The 13555-nt window shown below is 71.1% G+C and carries 13 protein-coding genes and 4 pseudogenes; 7 read left to right on the top strand and 10 right to left on the bottom strand.

Annotated elements, in window-relative coordinates; translation table 11 throughout:
• Window positions 1-183: 183 nt before the first annotated feature.
• A complete protein-coding gene (locus tag ACFY2Z_RS08015; protein WP_390743318.1) occupies window positions 184-597 on the bottom strand; it encodes a roadblock/LC7 domain-containing protein in 414 nt (137 codons plus the stop codon).
• 94 nt (window positions 598-691) lie between these two features.
• Between ACFY2Z_RS08015 and ACFY2Z_RS08010 the strand changes: the two genes are divergently transcribed.
• Window positions 692-1120: a PPOX class F420-dependent oxidoreductase gene (locus ACFY2Z_RS08010; protein ID WP_390743317.1), complete on the top strand. Its 429-nt coding sequence runs from the start codon at window positions 692-694 to the stop codon at window positions 1118-1120.
• Window positions 1121-1124: 4 nt separating this feature from the next.
• Here the strand turns inward: ACFY2Z_RS08010 and ACFY2Z_RS08005 are convergent, their stop codons facing one another.
• From ACFY2Z_RS08005 to ACFY2Z_RS07985, 5 genes are all read right to left on the bottom strand, one after another.
• Complete coding sequence (locus ACFY2Z_RS08005) at window positions 1125-1730, bottom strand: ATP/GTP-binding protein (protein WP_390743316.1); 606 nt, start codon at window positions 1728-1730, stop codon at window positions 1125-1127.
• 195 nt (window positions 1731-1925) lie between these two features.
• Window positions 1926-2339, bottom strand: a complete 414-nt coding sequence (locus ACFY2Z_RS08000; protein ID WP_390743315.1) for a DUF742 domain-containing protein — start codon at window positions 2337-2339, stop codon at window positions 1926-1928.
• 19 nt (window positions 2340-2358) lie between these two features.
• Entirely contained in the window at window positions 2359-2796 is a 438-nt protein-coding gene (locus tag ACFY2Z_RS07995; RefSeq protein WP_390743314.1) for a roadblock/LC7 domain-containing protein, read from the bottom strand.
• A complete protein-coding gene (locus ACFY2Z_RS07990; protein WP_390743313.1) occupies window positions 2793-5297 on the bottom strand; it encodes a nitrate- and nitrite sensing domain-containing protein in 2505 nt (834 codons plus the stop codon). The genes ACFY2Z_RS07995 and ACFY2Z_RS07990 overlap by 4 nt, the downstream gene beginning before the upstream one ends.
• A gap of 48 nt (window positions 5298-5345) precedes the next feature.
• Window positions 5346-6119 (bottom strand): MHYT domain-containing protein, encoded by a 774-nt coding sequence (locus ACFY2Z_RS07985; protein WP_390743312.1) that lies wholly within the window; start codon window positions 6117-6119, stop codon window positions 5346-5348.
• Between the two features lie 152 nt (window positions 6120-6271).
• Between ACFY2Z_RS07985 and ACFY2Z_RS07980 the strand changes: the two genes are divergently transcribed.
• On the top strand, window positions 6272-6871 hold the full coding sequence (locus ACFY2Z_RS07980; protein WP_390743311.1) for a class I SAM-dependent methyltransferase: 600 nt from the start codon (window positions 6272-6274) through the stop codon (window positions 6869-6871).
• A gap of 3 nt (window positions 6872-6874) precedes the next feature.
• Here the strand turns inward: ACFY2Z_RS07980 and ACFY2Z_RS07975 are convergent.
• Window positions 6875-7330 (bottom strand): annotated as a pseudogene (locus ACFY2Z_RS07975) (alpha/beta fold hydrolase); the annotation flags it as partial.
• On the opposite strand from ACFY2Z_RS07975, the pseudogene ACFY2Z_RS07970 reads away from it, so the two are divergent.
• The 4 genes and pseudogenes from ACFY2Z_RS07970 to ACFY2Z_RS07955 form a co-directional block, all read left to right on the top strand.
• Window positions 7329-7675 (top strand): annotated as a pseudogene (locus tag ACFY2Z_RS07970) (PadR family transcriptional regulator); the annotation flags it as partial. The pseudogenes ACFY2Z_RS07975 and ACFY2Z_RS07970 sit on opposite strands and share 2 nt — an antisense overlap.
• A gap of 169 nt (window positions 7676-7844) precedes the next feature.
• A complete protein-coding gene (locus ACFY2Z_RS07965) occupies window positions 7845-8159 on the top strand; it encodes a hypothetical protein (RefSeq protein ID WP_390743310.1) in 315 nt (104 codons plus the stop codon).
• A 131-nt stretch (window positions 8160-8290) separates the two neighbouring features.
• Complete coding sequence (locus tag ACFY2Z_RS07960; RefSeq protein ID WP_390743309.1) at window positions 8291-9154, top strand: hypothetical protein; 864 nt, start codon at window positions 8291-8293, stop codon at window positions 9152-9154.
• Between the two features lie 175 nt (window positions 9155-9329).
• Window positions 9330-9809: pseudogene (locus tag ACFY2Z_RS07955) on the top strand (tannase/feruloyl esterase family alpha/beta hydrolase); the annotation flags it as partial.
• A gap of 13 nt (window positions 9810-9822) precedes the next feature.
• Here ACFY2Z_RS07955 and ACFY2Z_RS07950 read toward each other — a convergent pair.
• Window positions 9823-10005: a hypothetical protein gene (locus tag ACFY2Z_RS07950; protein WP_390743308.1), complete on the bottom strand. Its 183-nt coding sequence runs from the start codon at window positions 10003-10005 to the stop codon at window positions 9823-9825.
• Between the two features lie 283 nt (window positions 10006-10288).
• Between ACFY2Z_RS07950 and ACFY2Z_RS07945 the strand changes: the two are divergent.
• Window positions 10289-11625: pseudogene (locus ACFY2Z_RS07945) on the top strand (esterase-like activity of phytase family protein).
• Between the two features lie 114 nt (window positions 11626-11739).
• Here ACFY2Z_RS07945 and ACFY2Z_RS07940 read toward each other — a convergent pair.
• Window positions 11740-12147, bottom strand: a complete 408-nt coding sequence (locus tag ACFY2Z_RS07940) for a hypothetical protein (RefSeq protein WP_390743307.1) — start codon at window positions 12145-12147, stop codon at window positions 11740-11742.
• A 131-nt stretch (window positions 12148-12278) separates the two neighbouring features.
• Window positions 12279-13445: a xylose isomerase gene (gene xylA / locus ACFY2Z_RS07935; protein ID WP_390743306.1), complete on the bottom strand. Its 1167-nt coding sequence runs from the start codon at window positions 13443-13445 to the stop codon at window positions 12279-12281.
• Window positions 13446-13555 lie beyond the last annotated feature (110 nt).

Raw genomic sequence — 13555 nt, 5'->3', positions numbered from 1 at the left:
CCCCGGGGATTGCCTCGCGAACGCCGTGTGCATCCGCTGCGGAAAAACCGTAGCTCGATCGCCGAATCTCGGAGATTGCCTGTGGATAACTCCGCCCACAGCTCGTTTCCGCAGGTCACCTGCCAAACGGCCGTGGCTCGGAGGCATCGGCCGCCCAAGGTCCGGGCCGATGTCCGCCTCGTGTCAGAGATCCACGGTCGGCGTCTGGTCCCGCTGTCGCTCGTCCACCGCCAAGTGCTCGCCGACCTGGTTCACCAGCAGCGTCATCTCGTACGCGATCTGCCCGATGTCGGCCTCGGCGGCGCTGAGCACGCACAGACAGCTGCCGGCGCCGGCCGCCGTCACGAACAGGATCGCGTCGTCGAACTCGATCATGGTCTGGCGGACCTGACCGGCTCCGAAGTGGCGGCCCGAGCCCTTGGCCAGGCTGTGCAACCCGGACGACACCGCAGCGAGATGCTCGGCGTCCTCACGCCGCAGCCCGGTGCTCGCACCGGTGACCAGTCCGTCGTTGGACAGCACCAGCGCATGCCGTATGTGCTCCACCCGCCCGGTCAGATCGTCCAGTAGCCAGCTGAGTCCCGTGTTCTGCGCCATAGTCCTCTCTCCCCGTGTTGTCACTCCCCCTGGCCGGAGGATCCGATCAGCCAGCCTTCACCACAGCCGCCCTCGCGGCAAGCAGGATGGGCACATGGCACAGAAGATGACCGACGAACAGTGGCGGGCCTTCGTCTCCCACGGCACCCGCACGGGGAAGCTTTCCACCGTCCGCGCCGACGGCAGTCCTCATGTGGCGCCGATCTGGTTTCTGCTGGACGGCGACGATGTGGTCTTCAACACCGGGAAGGAGACGGTGAAGGGGCGGAATCTCACCAGGGACGGCCGGGTCGCCCTCTGCGTGGACGACGACCGTCCTCCGTACGACTTCGTCGTGCTGCAGGGGCGGGCCGAGTTGTCCGAGGACCTCGACGAGGTGCGGCACTGGGCGGCCCGGCTCGGCGCCCGGTACATGGGCGAGGAACGGGCCGAGGAGTTCGGCGCCCGCAACGGGGTCCCGGGAGAACTCCTCGTCCGGGTGCGGATCGAGAAGGTGCTGGCGCACAGGGCCGTGGCCGAATAGCGCCTCAGCTCACGGAGTCGAGCAGCCGGGCCGTGTGCATCCGCCCGGCGTACTCGACGAGGCGGATCAGCACCTCCTTCCCGGAGTCACGGTCCCGCGCGTCACACAACACCACGGGTGTGCCCCGGTCGAGGTCGAGGGCGCGTGCCACATCGTCGGCGTCGTAGGCGCGGGCTCCCGTGAAGCAGTTGACGGCGACCACGAACGGGATGTGCCGATGCTCGAAGTAGTCGACCGCGGGGAAGCAGTCCTCAAGTCGCCGGGTGTCCGCGAGGACGACGGCACCGAGGGCCCCCTGGGCGAGTTCGTCCCACAGGAACCAGAAGCGATCCTGACCCGGGGTGCCGAAGAGGTAGAGCGAGAGCCCGGACCGGATGGTGATGCGTCCGAAGTCCATGGCGACCGTCGTGGTGACCTTCTGGTCCACGCCGTCGGTGTCGTCCACGGACTGACCGGCTTCGCTCAACAACTCCTCCGTGCGCAACGGCCGGATCTCGCTGACCGCGCCCACCAGGGTCGTCTTGCCCACGCCGAATCCGCCGGCGACCAGGATCTTCAACGCCAGGGCGGCCGTCTCGGCCTCGGGGGCGTCGGGGAACTCGGAGACCATGGATCACTTCTCTCGGGAGTGCCGACAACGGTCGACTTCACTACATCTGTGCGAGTTCAGCATCATGACAACTACGCTCGGACTTCGTGGGGCTAAGCGGTCATTTGACCGATCTGATCGGTTCTCGTTCGTTCGACGTCCGAACGGGTGCGCAACTCGGCGTCTGCGCGGCCCATGTTGAGGACGGCTCGTCGTCTACAGCGCCCTCAGTCCCGCGATGACCTCGCGCAGTATGCGTTCATCGGGCAGTTGGGCCGGTGGCACGGGACGGCTGACCCTGACGCGGCCCAGCTCCAGGAGGTCCCCGACGAGCACTCTGACGACGCCCACGGGCAGGTCCGCCTCCGCGGCGAGTTCGGCGACCGACTGTGTCTCGATGCGGCACAGGTCGACCAGAGCGTGGTGCTCGGGACCCAGTGAGGTGTCGTCGGCGGCCTCGGGGACGCCGGTCTCCAGCGAGACGAGGGCGATGAGGTCGAAGGCCACCCCGGTGGGCCCCGACCTGGTCCGGCCGCCCGTCATGGCGTAGGGACGGACGAGTGGCCCCGCCTCGCGGTCGTACCACTGGCTGCCCGGCCGACGCTGCGTGCCTGTTCTGTCCTCGGTCATCCCCGCCCGCCTTCGGCCTTCATCCGGCGGCCGGCGGATGCTCGGTCATCCGGGGCGCTGCGCGGAGGTGTTCACCGACCCGTTTGACCAGCCGGGCCATCTCGTAGGCCACCAGGCCGATGTCCGCCGTGACGACGGTGAGGACGGCGAGACAGGAGCCGTCGCCTGCGGCCGCCACGAAGAGGAAGCCCTCGTCCATCTCCACCATGGTCTGGCGCACTCCACCGACACCGAAGTGGCGTCCCGCGCCCTTGGCCAGGCTGTGGAATCCGGAGGCAACAGCCGCCAGATGCTCGGCGTCCTCGCGGCCGAGGTCGGTCGAGGCGCCGACCGCGAGGCCGTCGTTCGAGAGCACCACGGCGTGGCGTACCTCGGCCACGCGCAGCACCAAGTCGTCCAGCAGCCAGTCGAGTTCCCCCGACCGCCGGGTGGCCCTCGTGCTCGAGTCATGGATCATGCGGGGTCTCCTTCGCTGCTGTCACCCAGGGGGCCTGCCGTACGACCGGGAGGACGGCCGCCGCCGCGTACCCATCCGTCGCGGTAGGCGGTCATTCGGTCCCGTACCAGTTCGGGGGCGCGTTCGTCGTCGCGCCTTACGCCGGGAGCGCCCGTGGTCTGCTCCTGGGCGCGCTGTCCGCGCAGTTGAGGGGCGAGGCTCGCCTGCCGTACTCGACGCGGAAGGTCCTCGGAGACAGCGGAGTCGTCCGCGGTCCGGCGCAACCGCAGGGAAGCGACCGCGGCCGGGGGGCCGGACGGCGCCTGGGGCGTCGCCCGTGCCAGCGCGGGCCGTTCCACCGCCAGCTCGACGGGCTCCTTGGGTGCCGCGCTCGCGGGCACGCGCGCGTACCGGCGTTCCTCGTGCGGTTCGGCGGCGGAAGGAGGAGGCGAGTGTTCCGTCACGCCACCGTGCAGCAGGGCGGTGGGCAGGAGGACCACGGCGGTCGTTCCGCCGTAGGGCGAGGTGCGCAGATGCACCTTGATGCCATGGCGGGCGGCGAGCCTGCTGACGACGAAGAGGCCCAGCCGGTCGCTGTCGAAGAGATCGAGTGCCTCGGACTGCTCGATGCGCCGGTTCGCCTCGGCGAGTGTCTCCTCGCCCATGCCGAGCCCCCGGTCCTCGACCTCGACGGCAAATCCGTTGCCGACGGGCTCTCCGCTGACACGCACGCGCGTGTGGGGCGGCGAGAACTGGGCCGCGTTCTCGATGATCTCGGCGAGGAGGTGGGTGACGTCGGCGACCGCGCCGCCGATCACCGAGGCTTCGGAGAGTTGTCGTACCTCCACGCGCGCGTAGTCCTCGACCTCTGAGACGGCCGCGCGGACGACATCGGTCAGGGGGACGGGCATCCGCCAGGCCCGGCCCGGTGCGGCTCCGGACAGGATGATGAGGCTCTCGGCATGGCGGCGCATGCGCGTGGTCAGGTGGTCGAGCCGGAAGAGGTCGCTCAACTCGCTCGGGTCCTCGGAGCGGCGCTCCATGCTGTCGAGAAGGCTGAGCTGGCGGTGCACCAGGATCTGGCTGCGACGGGCGAGGTTGACGAAGACCCCGGAGATGCCGCTGGCGAGTTCCGCGCGTTCGGCGGCGGCGTGCAGGGCAGCGCGGTGCGCGGTGCCCAGGGCCTCGACGACCTGTCCGATCTCGTCTTCGGCGGGCAGACCCTGCGGCGCCTCGGCGTCCACGTCGATCTCTTCGCCCGCACGCAGCTTCCGCATGGCCTGCGGGAGCTTGTGCCGGGCGATCTCCAGGGCGCCGTTGCGCAGGCTGACCAGTTCGACGACGAGTCCGCGTCCGATGCGCACGGAGATGACGAGCGACGCGGACACGGCGACGAGCCCCAGGAGGACGGCGGCGCCGGCCGGGGTGAGCAGTCCGCGGATGAACGGGTCGGCCCGGCGCGCCATGCCCCGCCCCGCGTCCGCCTCGATGGTGCGCATGCCGTCCTGCACGCGCGCGTGGGCCGGGTTCCAGACGCCTTCGGGAGCAGCCTCGACGGCCGCGCGGCCCGTCCGGGCGGCGAGGATCTTGTCCTCGGCAGCGCCGACCTCGGCGTATGCGGCGTCTTGCGCGAGCCGGTGCCAGGCGGCACTTTCGCCGCCGCGCAGATCGGCGACGGCGGAGGTTGTCAGGGTGCGGCGTGTGTCGGCGGCGCCGGTGAACAGCCGCATGCGTCGGCCGTCCAGGGTGCCCGCGAGACGGGCGCTGGAGAGCATCGTGTCCTCCTGGGCGAGCGACTCCGCCGCGCGGGAGAACTCGAGCAGTACGCGCGCGTCGGAGCCGAGGCCGGCGTCCTGGACACCGCTGAGCGCGCCGCTCACCGAGAAGGCCGTACTGATGGTGCCGGTGTACTGCCCGTACGTCTCGTCCCAGCCGACCCGGTGGGCGAGTACATCGCCGCGAAAGGAACCCAGATGTTCCGCTTCGGTGACGAAGGCTTCTAGGCGAGCGGGCACCCCCGAGGGAAGGTCGGTGCCGTCGGCGACGGTGTTGTGGTCGCCGAGCCGCAACTTGGCCACGGCACGGTCGGTCCGCGCCGCACGGGCCTTGAGATCACTTAGCTGTTCGGCCGCGGGATCGGTCGCGTAGCGCACCGCGGCCGCGCGTTCGCTCTGGAGGGCGACGACCGCGTCCGCGAGCGGAGCGCGCACGGTGGCGTCCACCTGTTGCAGCCGGCGCAGCCGGGCGACGTCCTGAGCGGTGCCGACGGTGGCGTACGCCCAAAGGGCGAGCAGCGAGATCACGGGCACCATCAGCAGGCAGACGACCTTGGCGCGGACGGTGCGGGGGCGTACACGCCACCGCCGCGGACGTCTGAGCGGAACGGGCGGCGCGGGGCGGCGGGCCTCCCCGGTGTCGGCGCGTTCGTCGGCCGGCGGACCGGCGTGTGCGCGCCGGCCCCGGACCGGTGGCTGAGCCGGCGCTCCGGTGGCGGCCGTCGGGGTTCTACGGGGTGTACGCATGGCCTCCTCGCTCGGGATGGGGCTGAACGTGCCGTTGCGGGCCACAAGTCAGCCGGCGGGGCTCTCGGCCGGTCGCTGGGCCGAAGCGGAGGCCTCGCGCTCACCCGCCGTCGGCGACAGGGCGACGAACGCCGAGGTCAGGAAGAGGTAGGCGCCGAGACCGACGGCGAGGGGGAAGATGAACTGCATGGCCGAGGCCCCGGGCAGGGCCTCGCCGGACGGCGCGATGCGAACGCTCACCGCGAACATCCCGGTGTAGTGCATGGAGCTGACCGCCGCCCCCATGACGAGCGAGGCGACGGTGACCGCGACGGGGGACTTGACGTTGAGGCCTGCCCACAGGGCCAGGGTCGCCGCGACCACCGCGATCACGACGGAGGCCGCGACGAGCAGGGGGTCGTAACGCACCGTCCCGTGCAGCCGCAGCGCCGCCATGCCCAGGTAGTGCATGCTCGCCACGCCGAGGCCGGTGGTGAGGCCGCCCAGCAGCAGCGCCCGGACCCGGTCCCTGCTGTAGCCGACTGCGAAGACGCCTGCGCCGACGACGATCATGGCGACGAGCAGGCTCAGTATGGTCAGTGGCACGTCGTAACGGATCTCCGTGCCGCTGACGCCGAAGCCGAGCATGGCCACGAAGTGCATGGTCCAGATGCCGGTGCCGATCGCCGAGGCAGCGGTCAGAAGCCAGTTGCGACGCGATGTGCCGGTGGCGCCGAGCGCCCGGACGGTGCAGCGCAGCCCGAGGGCGGCGCCTATGCACGCCATCACGTAAGACAGTACGGGGGTCAGCCAGCCGAATGTGGCGTGGTCCAGGTGTCCCATGGCCCGGGGACGCTAGCCCTGACGAGGGGCCGTACAGGGGGCTCATTTCGAAAAGTGTTGGAATCTGACCCGGGCGGCTCAAGGAACGATCGCCTCAAGTCCGTACATGCGCACAGAGGCATCCCCGATGGAGGTGAGGAATCATGCGGAACATGAGCGACGACCACACACACGTCCAGGAGTTCTTCACTGCGCGGGCAGCCGACTGGGACGCGCGGTTCCCCGACGACGGCCCGGCCTACGCCGCAGCAGTCGCCGCGCTCGGGCTGCACGAGGGCGACCGCGTGCTCGACGCCGGTTGCGGTACGGGCCGGGCCCTGCCGCCGCTGCGCGCGGCCGTGGGACCGTCGGGAGTGGTCCTGGGGGCGGATCTCACCCCGGCGATGCTGGAGGCCGCCGTCCGGGCCGGGCGGGACCGCGACGGCCGGCTGCTGCTCGCCGATGTGGCCGCGCTGCCCTTGCGCACGGAGTCCCTCGACGCGGTCTTCGCGGCGGGTCTGATCGCTCATCTCCCCGCGCCGGCCCGGAACCTGAGGGAGTTGGCCCGCGTGGTGCGGCCCGGCGGCCTGCTGGCGCTCTTCCATCCGATCGGCCGGGCGGCCCTCGCGGCCCGGCAGGGCCGGCAGATCACCGCCGACGACCTGCGCGCCGAGCCCAACCTCCGTCCCCTGCTGGCGGGTTCCGGCTGGCGCATGACGTCGTACGTCGACGAGGACCCTCGCTTCCTCGCCCTGGCCGTCCGCGAGGGCTGAGCCTCAGCGGGCCCCCGCGATCTCGGCGACCAGAGCGTCGGGGCGGTCGAACATGATGTTGTGCCCGGCACCGGGCACGGTCACCACCCGCACGCCCGCGGCCTCCAGGCCGTCCCTGTCGTCGAGTTCGCCGCTCAGCTCCCCCTGGAGGTAGACCCGGTCCGCTGTCAGCGCCTCCAGCAACCGGCGCATGGTGGGGTTCGTGCCCCGCACGAGGTGCGTGGCCGTGCGATGGAGGGCCCGCGGGTCGGCGAGGCGCATGGTCGCCGCCCAGGTGGGGCCGATCCGACGGAGCACACGCGCGTGGCCGCCGTTGTCGGCGTACTCGTCCTCCGTGTACCGGGAGATGCCACTGCTCCCGGCGCCGGCCGGCGGGTTCGGATCGAGGTTGGCCTCCAGGAGCACCAGCCGTGAGACGAGATCGGGCCGGCGGTGGGCCAGCACGATGGCGACCGAACCGCACGTCCTCACGCTCACCGACGAGGGCAGACAGGAGCTGCGCCATCGGCTGGCGGAACCCGCACAACGCGACATCAGCGACGAGAACGCTGGTTCACGGTGCTCGCCTTCCTCAGGCACCTGGAGGACCCGGCGGCCCAGGCCACCGTCCTGCGCCGTCGGCTCGCCTTCCTGGAGGAGCCCTCGAGCTTCTTCTACGCGGGTGACCGCCCGTTGCGCGCGGAGGAGCTGCACGACCCCTTCAGACGCGGCATCCTCACGATCGCGCGGGCCACGAGCCGGGCCGAGCTGACCTGGCTGCGCACGACACTCGACTCACTCGAGGGGAGCGGTGCGACTGGTTGATGCAGCGACCGCGGCGCGGGTCGGCCGAGCGGCAGAGCGCGGCGCCGTTCGAGTCGCTCGCATCTCTTCACCGTCCGGTCCCTCTTCTGCCGCCGAAGTTTCAACTCTAGGTTGATGAGCGGCAGATGCGCCCCGGCGAGGGCAACCGCACAGGGGGAAGGTGGTCGGCATGTTCGACAGGATCCGCAAGTCGGTCGGCAGATTCGTCAAGTCCCCGGGCACGGTGACGGGCACGGACGCGGAGACGCCCACGGGCGGGGGAAAGCGCACACACAACCTGTTCGAGGCTGCTGCCGCCTATGTCGCGGCGTGTGCCGAGGACGACCAGGACCGCATGGACGAGGCCGTGGCGTGGGTGTCGCCGGAGGCCCTGTCGTTCGGCGTGAACGAGTTGGCGTGCCGGGCCGTCATCGCCCTGGCTCGGGAGCGCGACGAGTCGCCGTCGGTGGTCGCTCGCACACTCCTCGGTCTGTCCGCGCACTGAGGGCGGCGCCCGTCGGCCGTTTCGCCCCGATCCCGCCGGAGAACTGCGATTTCTCGTGTGATTCGCACTCGTGACAACCGGCTCGCGTGAGCATTAAGGTGCGCCGACGGACGAACCACTGGGAGGGTGGCATGGCCGGGACGGACGAGGACGCCGTCGCCGCCGAGGACGACGCGCTGTATGTGCTGACGGCGGCCCTGCTGACGCCCGCGCAGTTCCCGAGCGTGCTGGGCGACGACTATCCGGATGCCTGTGCGGCGCTCGACCTGCCGCCCCTGGCCGACGGGTACGGCCTCGTGCTCGGCCAGGACGGCGACGGTGCGCGCTGGACCGTGGTCATCGACGACGTGTCTCTGGTGGCCGTGGCCATCGCGTCCTGGGACTGCGGCATGGAGTACGAGCTGTCGCCGGACGAGCGGACGGTCGTCGCCGCACTGCCGGGGTGGCCGCTGGCGGTGGCCGTCGCGGCGCCGGGTCTGCCCGCGCCGCACGACCCCGCCCCCGAACTCGCCGAACGCGAGCCGCTGTCCCCGCCGGACACCAGCACCTGGGGGCCGGCGCAACGGCGCCTGGGAGCCGACGAGATCGCCCTCCAGTGGACGATGTGGCGCGAGCAGATCGACGACGACTTCTTCGCATCCGCAGACGGCGAGACACCGGCCGGGGAGGCGGCGGAGAAGGCCGGGGAGGGGACGGAGAGCTCCGGGGAAAGTGGCAGTGAGAAGTCCCCGGTGGGCCTCCGCCGTGTCCTCGCGGAGGCCCACGCCTACGTCGACGCTCCCCCGCCGCTGGGCCGTATCCGCTCCTCGTTCGCTCCGGGCGACGCGCGCACCTTGCGTGCCGACGGGCCCGGCTGGTCCATGGTGGCCAGAACCGACGACATCGCGTTCGTGCTGCTCGACGAGAAGCCCGGCGAGGTTCTCCCCGTGGGCCGTGGCTCGAAGCTGCCCGGACTGCTCGAGGCGCTGGACAAGCTGGCGGTCCGGCCGGCCTGAGGCGGCAGCCCGGGCGGAGTGGGCGGGCCGGACTCGGCGTGCAAGGCCGGAGCGGCTCACGGCTGGCTCAGGAGGGAAGGGGCCCGCACGGCGTGCCTCCGGATGCAGGGGGAAGGGAAGGCCGCAGCCGCGCCGCAGGACCGGGCGCGGCGTGAAGCCCTGAGCTGAGTGGATCGACCCCTCGTACGACGCCGCCTGTCCTGGTGCGTCCGCCGGGTCCACGGCGGAGCAGGTCCTTGCCCCCTGCGCGTCGGACGCGGCCTACGACTACGCGAAGCGGCCCGCGCCGTGCACCGCGCGGTGGGCCGGGTCGCCCTCACGGGGACGGATCGGCAAACCGTTGATCACACTGCACGGCGACCCGGATGTGCTGCTGCCCAAGGCCACGGACTCGGACGTGTACGGCCGGATGGTGCGGGAGAGCGGGCGTGGGCCGCTGCACCGCTTCTACACCATCCAGGGCGGCACCCATGTCGACGGGCTGTACGACTCCTTCCCTGATCGGCTGCGGCCGATCCTGCCCTGCTACCGGGCGGGCTTCGACGCCCGCACCGCGTGGGTGGACCGGCGCGAGCGACCGCCCGCGGACCGTACCGTCGGCAGGCCCACGGGGGGCGACGTGGTCGACTCCTGCGCTCTGGCGGGGCAGGCGGCGGACCGCCAGGACCTCAGCGGCCGAGTTCCTTGCGTGTCACACGGCGCAGCCTGCGCCGCTGGGAGGGGTCCAGGGTGAGGTACGCGGCCGCGGGGACTCCCAGGATGATCAGGAGGGCGGCCCACCAGGGGAGCCATATCAGCAGGAGGAGCCCGACCAGCGCTCCCCCCATGGCGATCTTCGCGTTCTTCGACATGTGTCGCCTCCTTCGCGGCCAGTGCCGCTCTCTGCCATGAGAACGGGTGCGTCCCGCGCGCGGTTCCAACCGTGACCCTGAGACGCCCCTGAGCCGCCCCCCACTCATCCCTGAGAGACCCGGTCCGTCACCGCCACGCGACCTACCCCATGAGCCGGGCGCCCCGGCCGGGCGGCGGCCCGGTCCACGGCCGTCGTCCGGCGTTCACCGAGCCGTCGCTCGGCATTCGATACCGGGGCCAACTCTGGCCGCTGTCAACGAACTTGCGCCTCAGGAGGCCCCGATGTCCCCGCATGCAGCCGGTCGACGCCGTGTGCACCGCTCCGTCGCCGGGAGCGTACCTCTCGCGGTCCTGGCCGCCCTCACGGTCTCCGGCACCGCGAGCCCGCACAACGATCAGCCGCAGGTGACGCGCACCGCCACGCTCGGAAACATCCCGCTGGGTGCGTTCAGCGACGCGTTGCTGCACGGCACGGTGGACGACGACCACGGCATCGAGCTCGGCGGGACAGGCAGCGACATCTACCCGGCGGGCCGCACGGGTGAGTTCTGGACCGTGACGGACCGGGGGCCCAACGGCCAGATCAAGGTGGACGGCAAGAAGCGCCGGACCTTCCCCGTGCCCGGGTTCGACCCGGCGATCGTGAAGATCCGCGTCTGCGGCGACACCGTGAGGGTGCTCGACGCGATCCCGATCACCACCTCCTCCGGCAAGCCCGTCACCGGGTTGTCCAACCAGCAGGGCCGGGACGAGGCGCCGTACTCCTACGACGCTCAGAAGGCGCTGGCGTACAACCCGAACGGCCTCGACACCGAGGGCATCGTGCGGTCCGGTGACGGCAGCTTCTGGCTCGTCGACGAGTACGGGCCGTCGTTGATCCACGTCTCCGCGCGCGGGAAGGCCTCACGAGGTATGTGCCCAAGGGGCTGAACCTGACCGGCACCGACTACCCGGTCGTCGAGGCCCTGCCGTCCGTTCTGCTGCACCGGACGATCAACCGCGGCTTCGAAGGTCTCGCGCAGCTCCCCGACGGCGACCTGGTGATGGCCCTGCAGAGCCCGCTGTCCCTCCCCGACAGGGACGCGGGGGCCGCCTCGCGCACGACCCGGCAGCTGCGCTTCTCCCCGAAGAAGCGTGCCGTGACCGCGGAGTACGCGTACCGGTTCGACCCGGTGGACGTGGTGGACCCGGGCGAGGACGACACGTCCGAGCTGAAGATCTCGTCCGTGGTGGCCGTCGGGGGCGACCGGCTGCTCGTCGAGGAGCGCACCGACAGGGCGGCTCGACTCCAGCTGGTCCGGCTGACCCGGAGTGCGGACATCCTGGGAGGACGCTACGACGACGACACGACCTCTCCCTCCCTGGAGCAGCTCGACGACCCGGCCGCCTCCGGCGTTCCGGTGCCGGCCAAGCGACTGGTCGTCGATCTCGGCAAGGTGAAGGGAGTGCCCGGGAAGATCGAGGGCATCGCCCGCGTCGATCACCACACGCTCGCGCTCATCAACGACAACGACTTCGGGATGACGGACGGTGCGGGCGCTTTCGACGCGCAGGGCCGGCTCGTCGACAGCGGAATCGGGACGACGGTGGTGTACGTGCGGCTGCCCGAAGGCTTCTGAGTCGCATCGCCGTCCGCCACGCGCGCGTGCTCCGCACCTCGAGGGCACGCGCGCGTGGCGCACACGCATGCGTGGCTGCACCGCGAGCGCGCCGCCCGACCGGCACGCGGTTTCTCACGGCGTCGCCTCGGGGTCCGCGAAGAGCGACTGGATAGCGCTCGGGAACCCGCTCGGCAAGACACTCGGAAAGCCGCTGGGCAGCTCGGTGGGGAAGCCCGAGGGAAGCTTCGTCGGCAGCCGCGAGGGCAGGGCGGTGGGCAGGCCGGAGGGGATGCCCGGCGACGGGACGGCCGGGCTGCTCGTACTCCCGCTGCTCTCGGGGGACGGCTTCTGCTTCGAGGATCCGCCGCCGTTGTTCACCACCAGAACAACGGCGACGATCCCCAGCGCCACGATCACGGCGAGCACGAGGAAGACGGCGGGGCGGCGCGAACCGGGCGCTCCGGGCGGCGGACCGAACCCGCCGTCGTCCCAAGGCGTTGTGTCTCCCGGCGGCCGGGGTGGCATGGGCGGCATGGCCATACCGCCAAGAATCACCTCGGGACCGCCACCGCGCCACCCTCGCACGGCAGTTGATACGGACTCATGTCATGGATGGTCCGATTCCGCAGTATTCCGCGCGGATCCCGGCACGCGCCGACGTGCCGCGATGATCAGCCTCGGGCGCCGAGCAGATGGTCCATGGCCAGCTGGTCCAGGCGCTCGAAGGCCATTCCGCGCGCGGCGGCCGACTCCACGTCGAACTCCTCGAAGGCGCTGCGATCCTCCAGCAGCGACTGCAGGCCGTCCGCGGCGGTCGGCTGCGCCAACTCGTCCAGCCGGGAGGCGCGCAGGGCTTCCTGGACCTCGGGGTCCGCACGGAAGGCGGCCGCACGCTCCTTCATGATGAGGTAGTTGCGCATGCACCCCGCCGCCGATGCCCACACGCCGTCGAGGTCCTCGGTCCGAGGCGGCTTGAAGTCGAAGTGGCGCGGCCCGCGGTAACCGGCGCTCTCCAGGAGGTCGACCAGCCAGAAGGCGGCCCGAAGGTCGCCCGCTCCGAAGCGCAGGTCCTGGTCGTACTTGATGCCGGACTGGCCGTTGAGGTCGATGTGGAAGAGCTTGCCCGCCCACAGGGCCTGGGCGATGCCGTGGGGGAAGTTGAGGCCGGCCATCTGCTCGTGCCCCACCTCGGGGTTGACGCCGTACAGCTCGGGGCGCTCCAGGCGCTCGATGAAGGCGAGAGCATGACCGACCGTCGGCAGCAGGATGTCGCCGCGCGGCTCGTTCGGCTTGGGCTCGATGGCGAAGCGCAGGTCGTACCCCTGGGAGATGACGTACTCCCCGAGGAGGTCGAAGGCCTCCTTCATGCGGTCGAGTGCGACGCGCACGTCCTTGGCCGCTCCGGACTCGGCACCTTCCCGGCCGCCCCAGGCGACGTACGTCTCGGCGCCGAGCTCCGCCGCCAGGTCGATGTTGCGGATGGTCTTGCGCAACGCGTATCGGCGGACGTCACGGTCGTTGGCGGTGAAGGCGCCGTCCTTGAAGACGGGGTGGGTGAAGAGGTTGGTGGTGGCCATCGGCACGGTCATGCCACTCGTGTCGAGCGCCTGGCGGAAGCGCTTGATGTGCTCCTCGCGCTCGCTGTCCGAGGACCCGAAGGGGATGAGGTCGTCGTCGTGGAAGGTCACACCGTAGGCGCCGAGCTCGGCAAGGCGCTGCACCGTCTCGACCGGGTCCAGGGCGCGCCGGGTGGCGTCGCCGAACGGGTCCCTTCCCTGCCAGCCGACGGTCCACAGGCCGAAGGTGAACCTGTCCTCGGGGGTGGGCTGGTAGCTCATGCCGCGGCTCCTTGCTCGCTGAGACTATTTCGTCATGGCGCTTAACAAATTAGTATGCGGGGGCATCTCTGGGAAGAGACCATGCGTCCTCGTGTGGGGACTGCGTACGG

This window comes from Streptomyces sp. NPDC001222, assembly GCF_042896945.1.
GTDB classification, from domain to species: Bacteria; Actinomycetota; Actinomycetes; order Streptomycetales; family Streptomycetaceae; genus Streptomyces; species Streptomyces gibsoniae.
Note: the sequence above shows the minus strand (reverse complement) of the source record. Positions and strands in the feature narration are given on the sequence as shown.

Coding starts and splice junctions, on each gene's coding strand:
- ACFY2Z_RS07950 (WP_390743308.1), bottom strand. CDS start 10,005: ATGTCGAAGAACGCGAAGATCGCCATGGGGGGAGCGCTGGTCGGGCTC.
- ACFY2Z_RS08000 (WP_390743315.1), bottom strand. CDS start 2,339: ATGACCGAGGACAGAACAGGCACGCAGCGTCGGCCGGGCAGCCAGTGG.
- ACFY2Z_RS07990 (WP_390743313.1), bottom strand. CDS start 5,297: ATGCGTACACCCCGTAGAACCCCGACGGCCGCCACCGGAGCGCCGGCT.
- ACFY2Z_RS07940 (WP_390743307.1), bottom strand. CDS start 12,147: ATGGCCATGCCGCCCATGCCACCCCGGCCGCCGGGAGACACAACGCCT.
- ACFY2Z_RS07980 (WP_390743311.1), top strand. CDS start 6,272: ATGAGCGACGACCACACACACGTCCAGGAGTTCTTCACTGCGCGGGCA.
- ACFY2Z_RS08010 (WP_390743317.1), top strand. CDS start 692: ATGGCACAGAAGATGACCGACGAACAGTGGCGGGCCTTCGTCTCCCAC.
- ACFY2Z_RS07995 (WP_390743314.1), bottom strand. CDS start 2,796: ATGATCCATGACTCGAGCACGAGGGCCACCCGGCGGTCGGGGGAACTC.
- ACFY2Z_RS08005 (WP_390743316.1), bottom strand. CDS start 1,730: ATGGTCTCCGAGTTCCCCGACGCCCCCGAGGCCGAGACGGCCGCCCTG.
- ACFY2Z_RS07985 (WP_390743312.1), bottom strand. CDS start 6,119: ATGGGACACCTGGACCACGCCACATTCGGCTGGCTGACCCCCGTACTG.
- xylA (WP_390743306.1), bottom strand. CDS start 13,445: ATGAGCTACCAGCCCACCCCCGAGGACAGGTTCACCTTCGGCCTGTGG.
- ACFY2Z_RS08015 (WP_390743318.1), bottom strand. CDS start 597: ATGGCGCAGAACACGGGACTCAGCTGGCTACTGGACGATCTGACCGGG.
- ACFY2Z_RS07960 (WP_390743309.1), top strand. CDS start 8,291: ATGGCCGGGACGGACGAGGACGCCGTCGCCGCCGAGGACGACGCGCTG.
- ACFY2Z_RS07965 (WP_390743310.1), top strand. CDS start 7,845: ATGTTCGACAGGATCCGCAAGTCGGTCGGCAGATTCGTCAAGTCCCCG.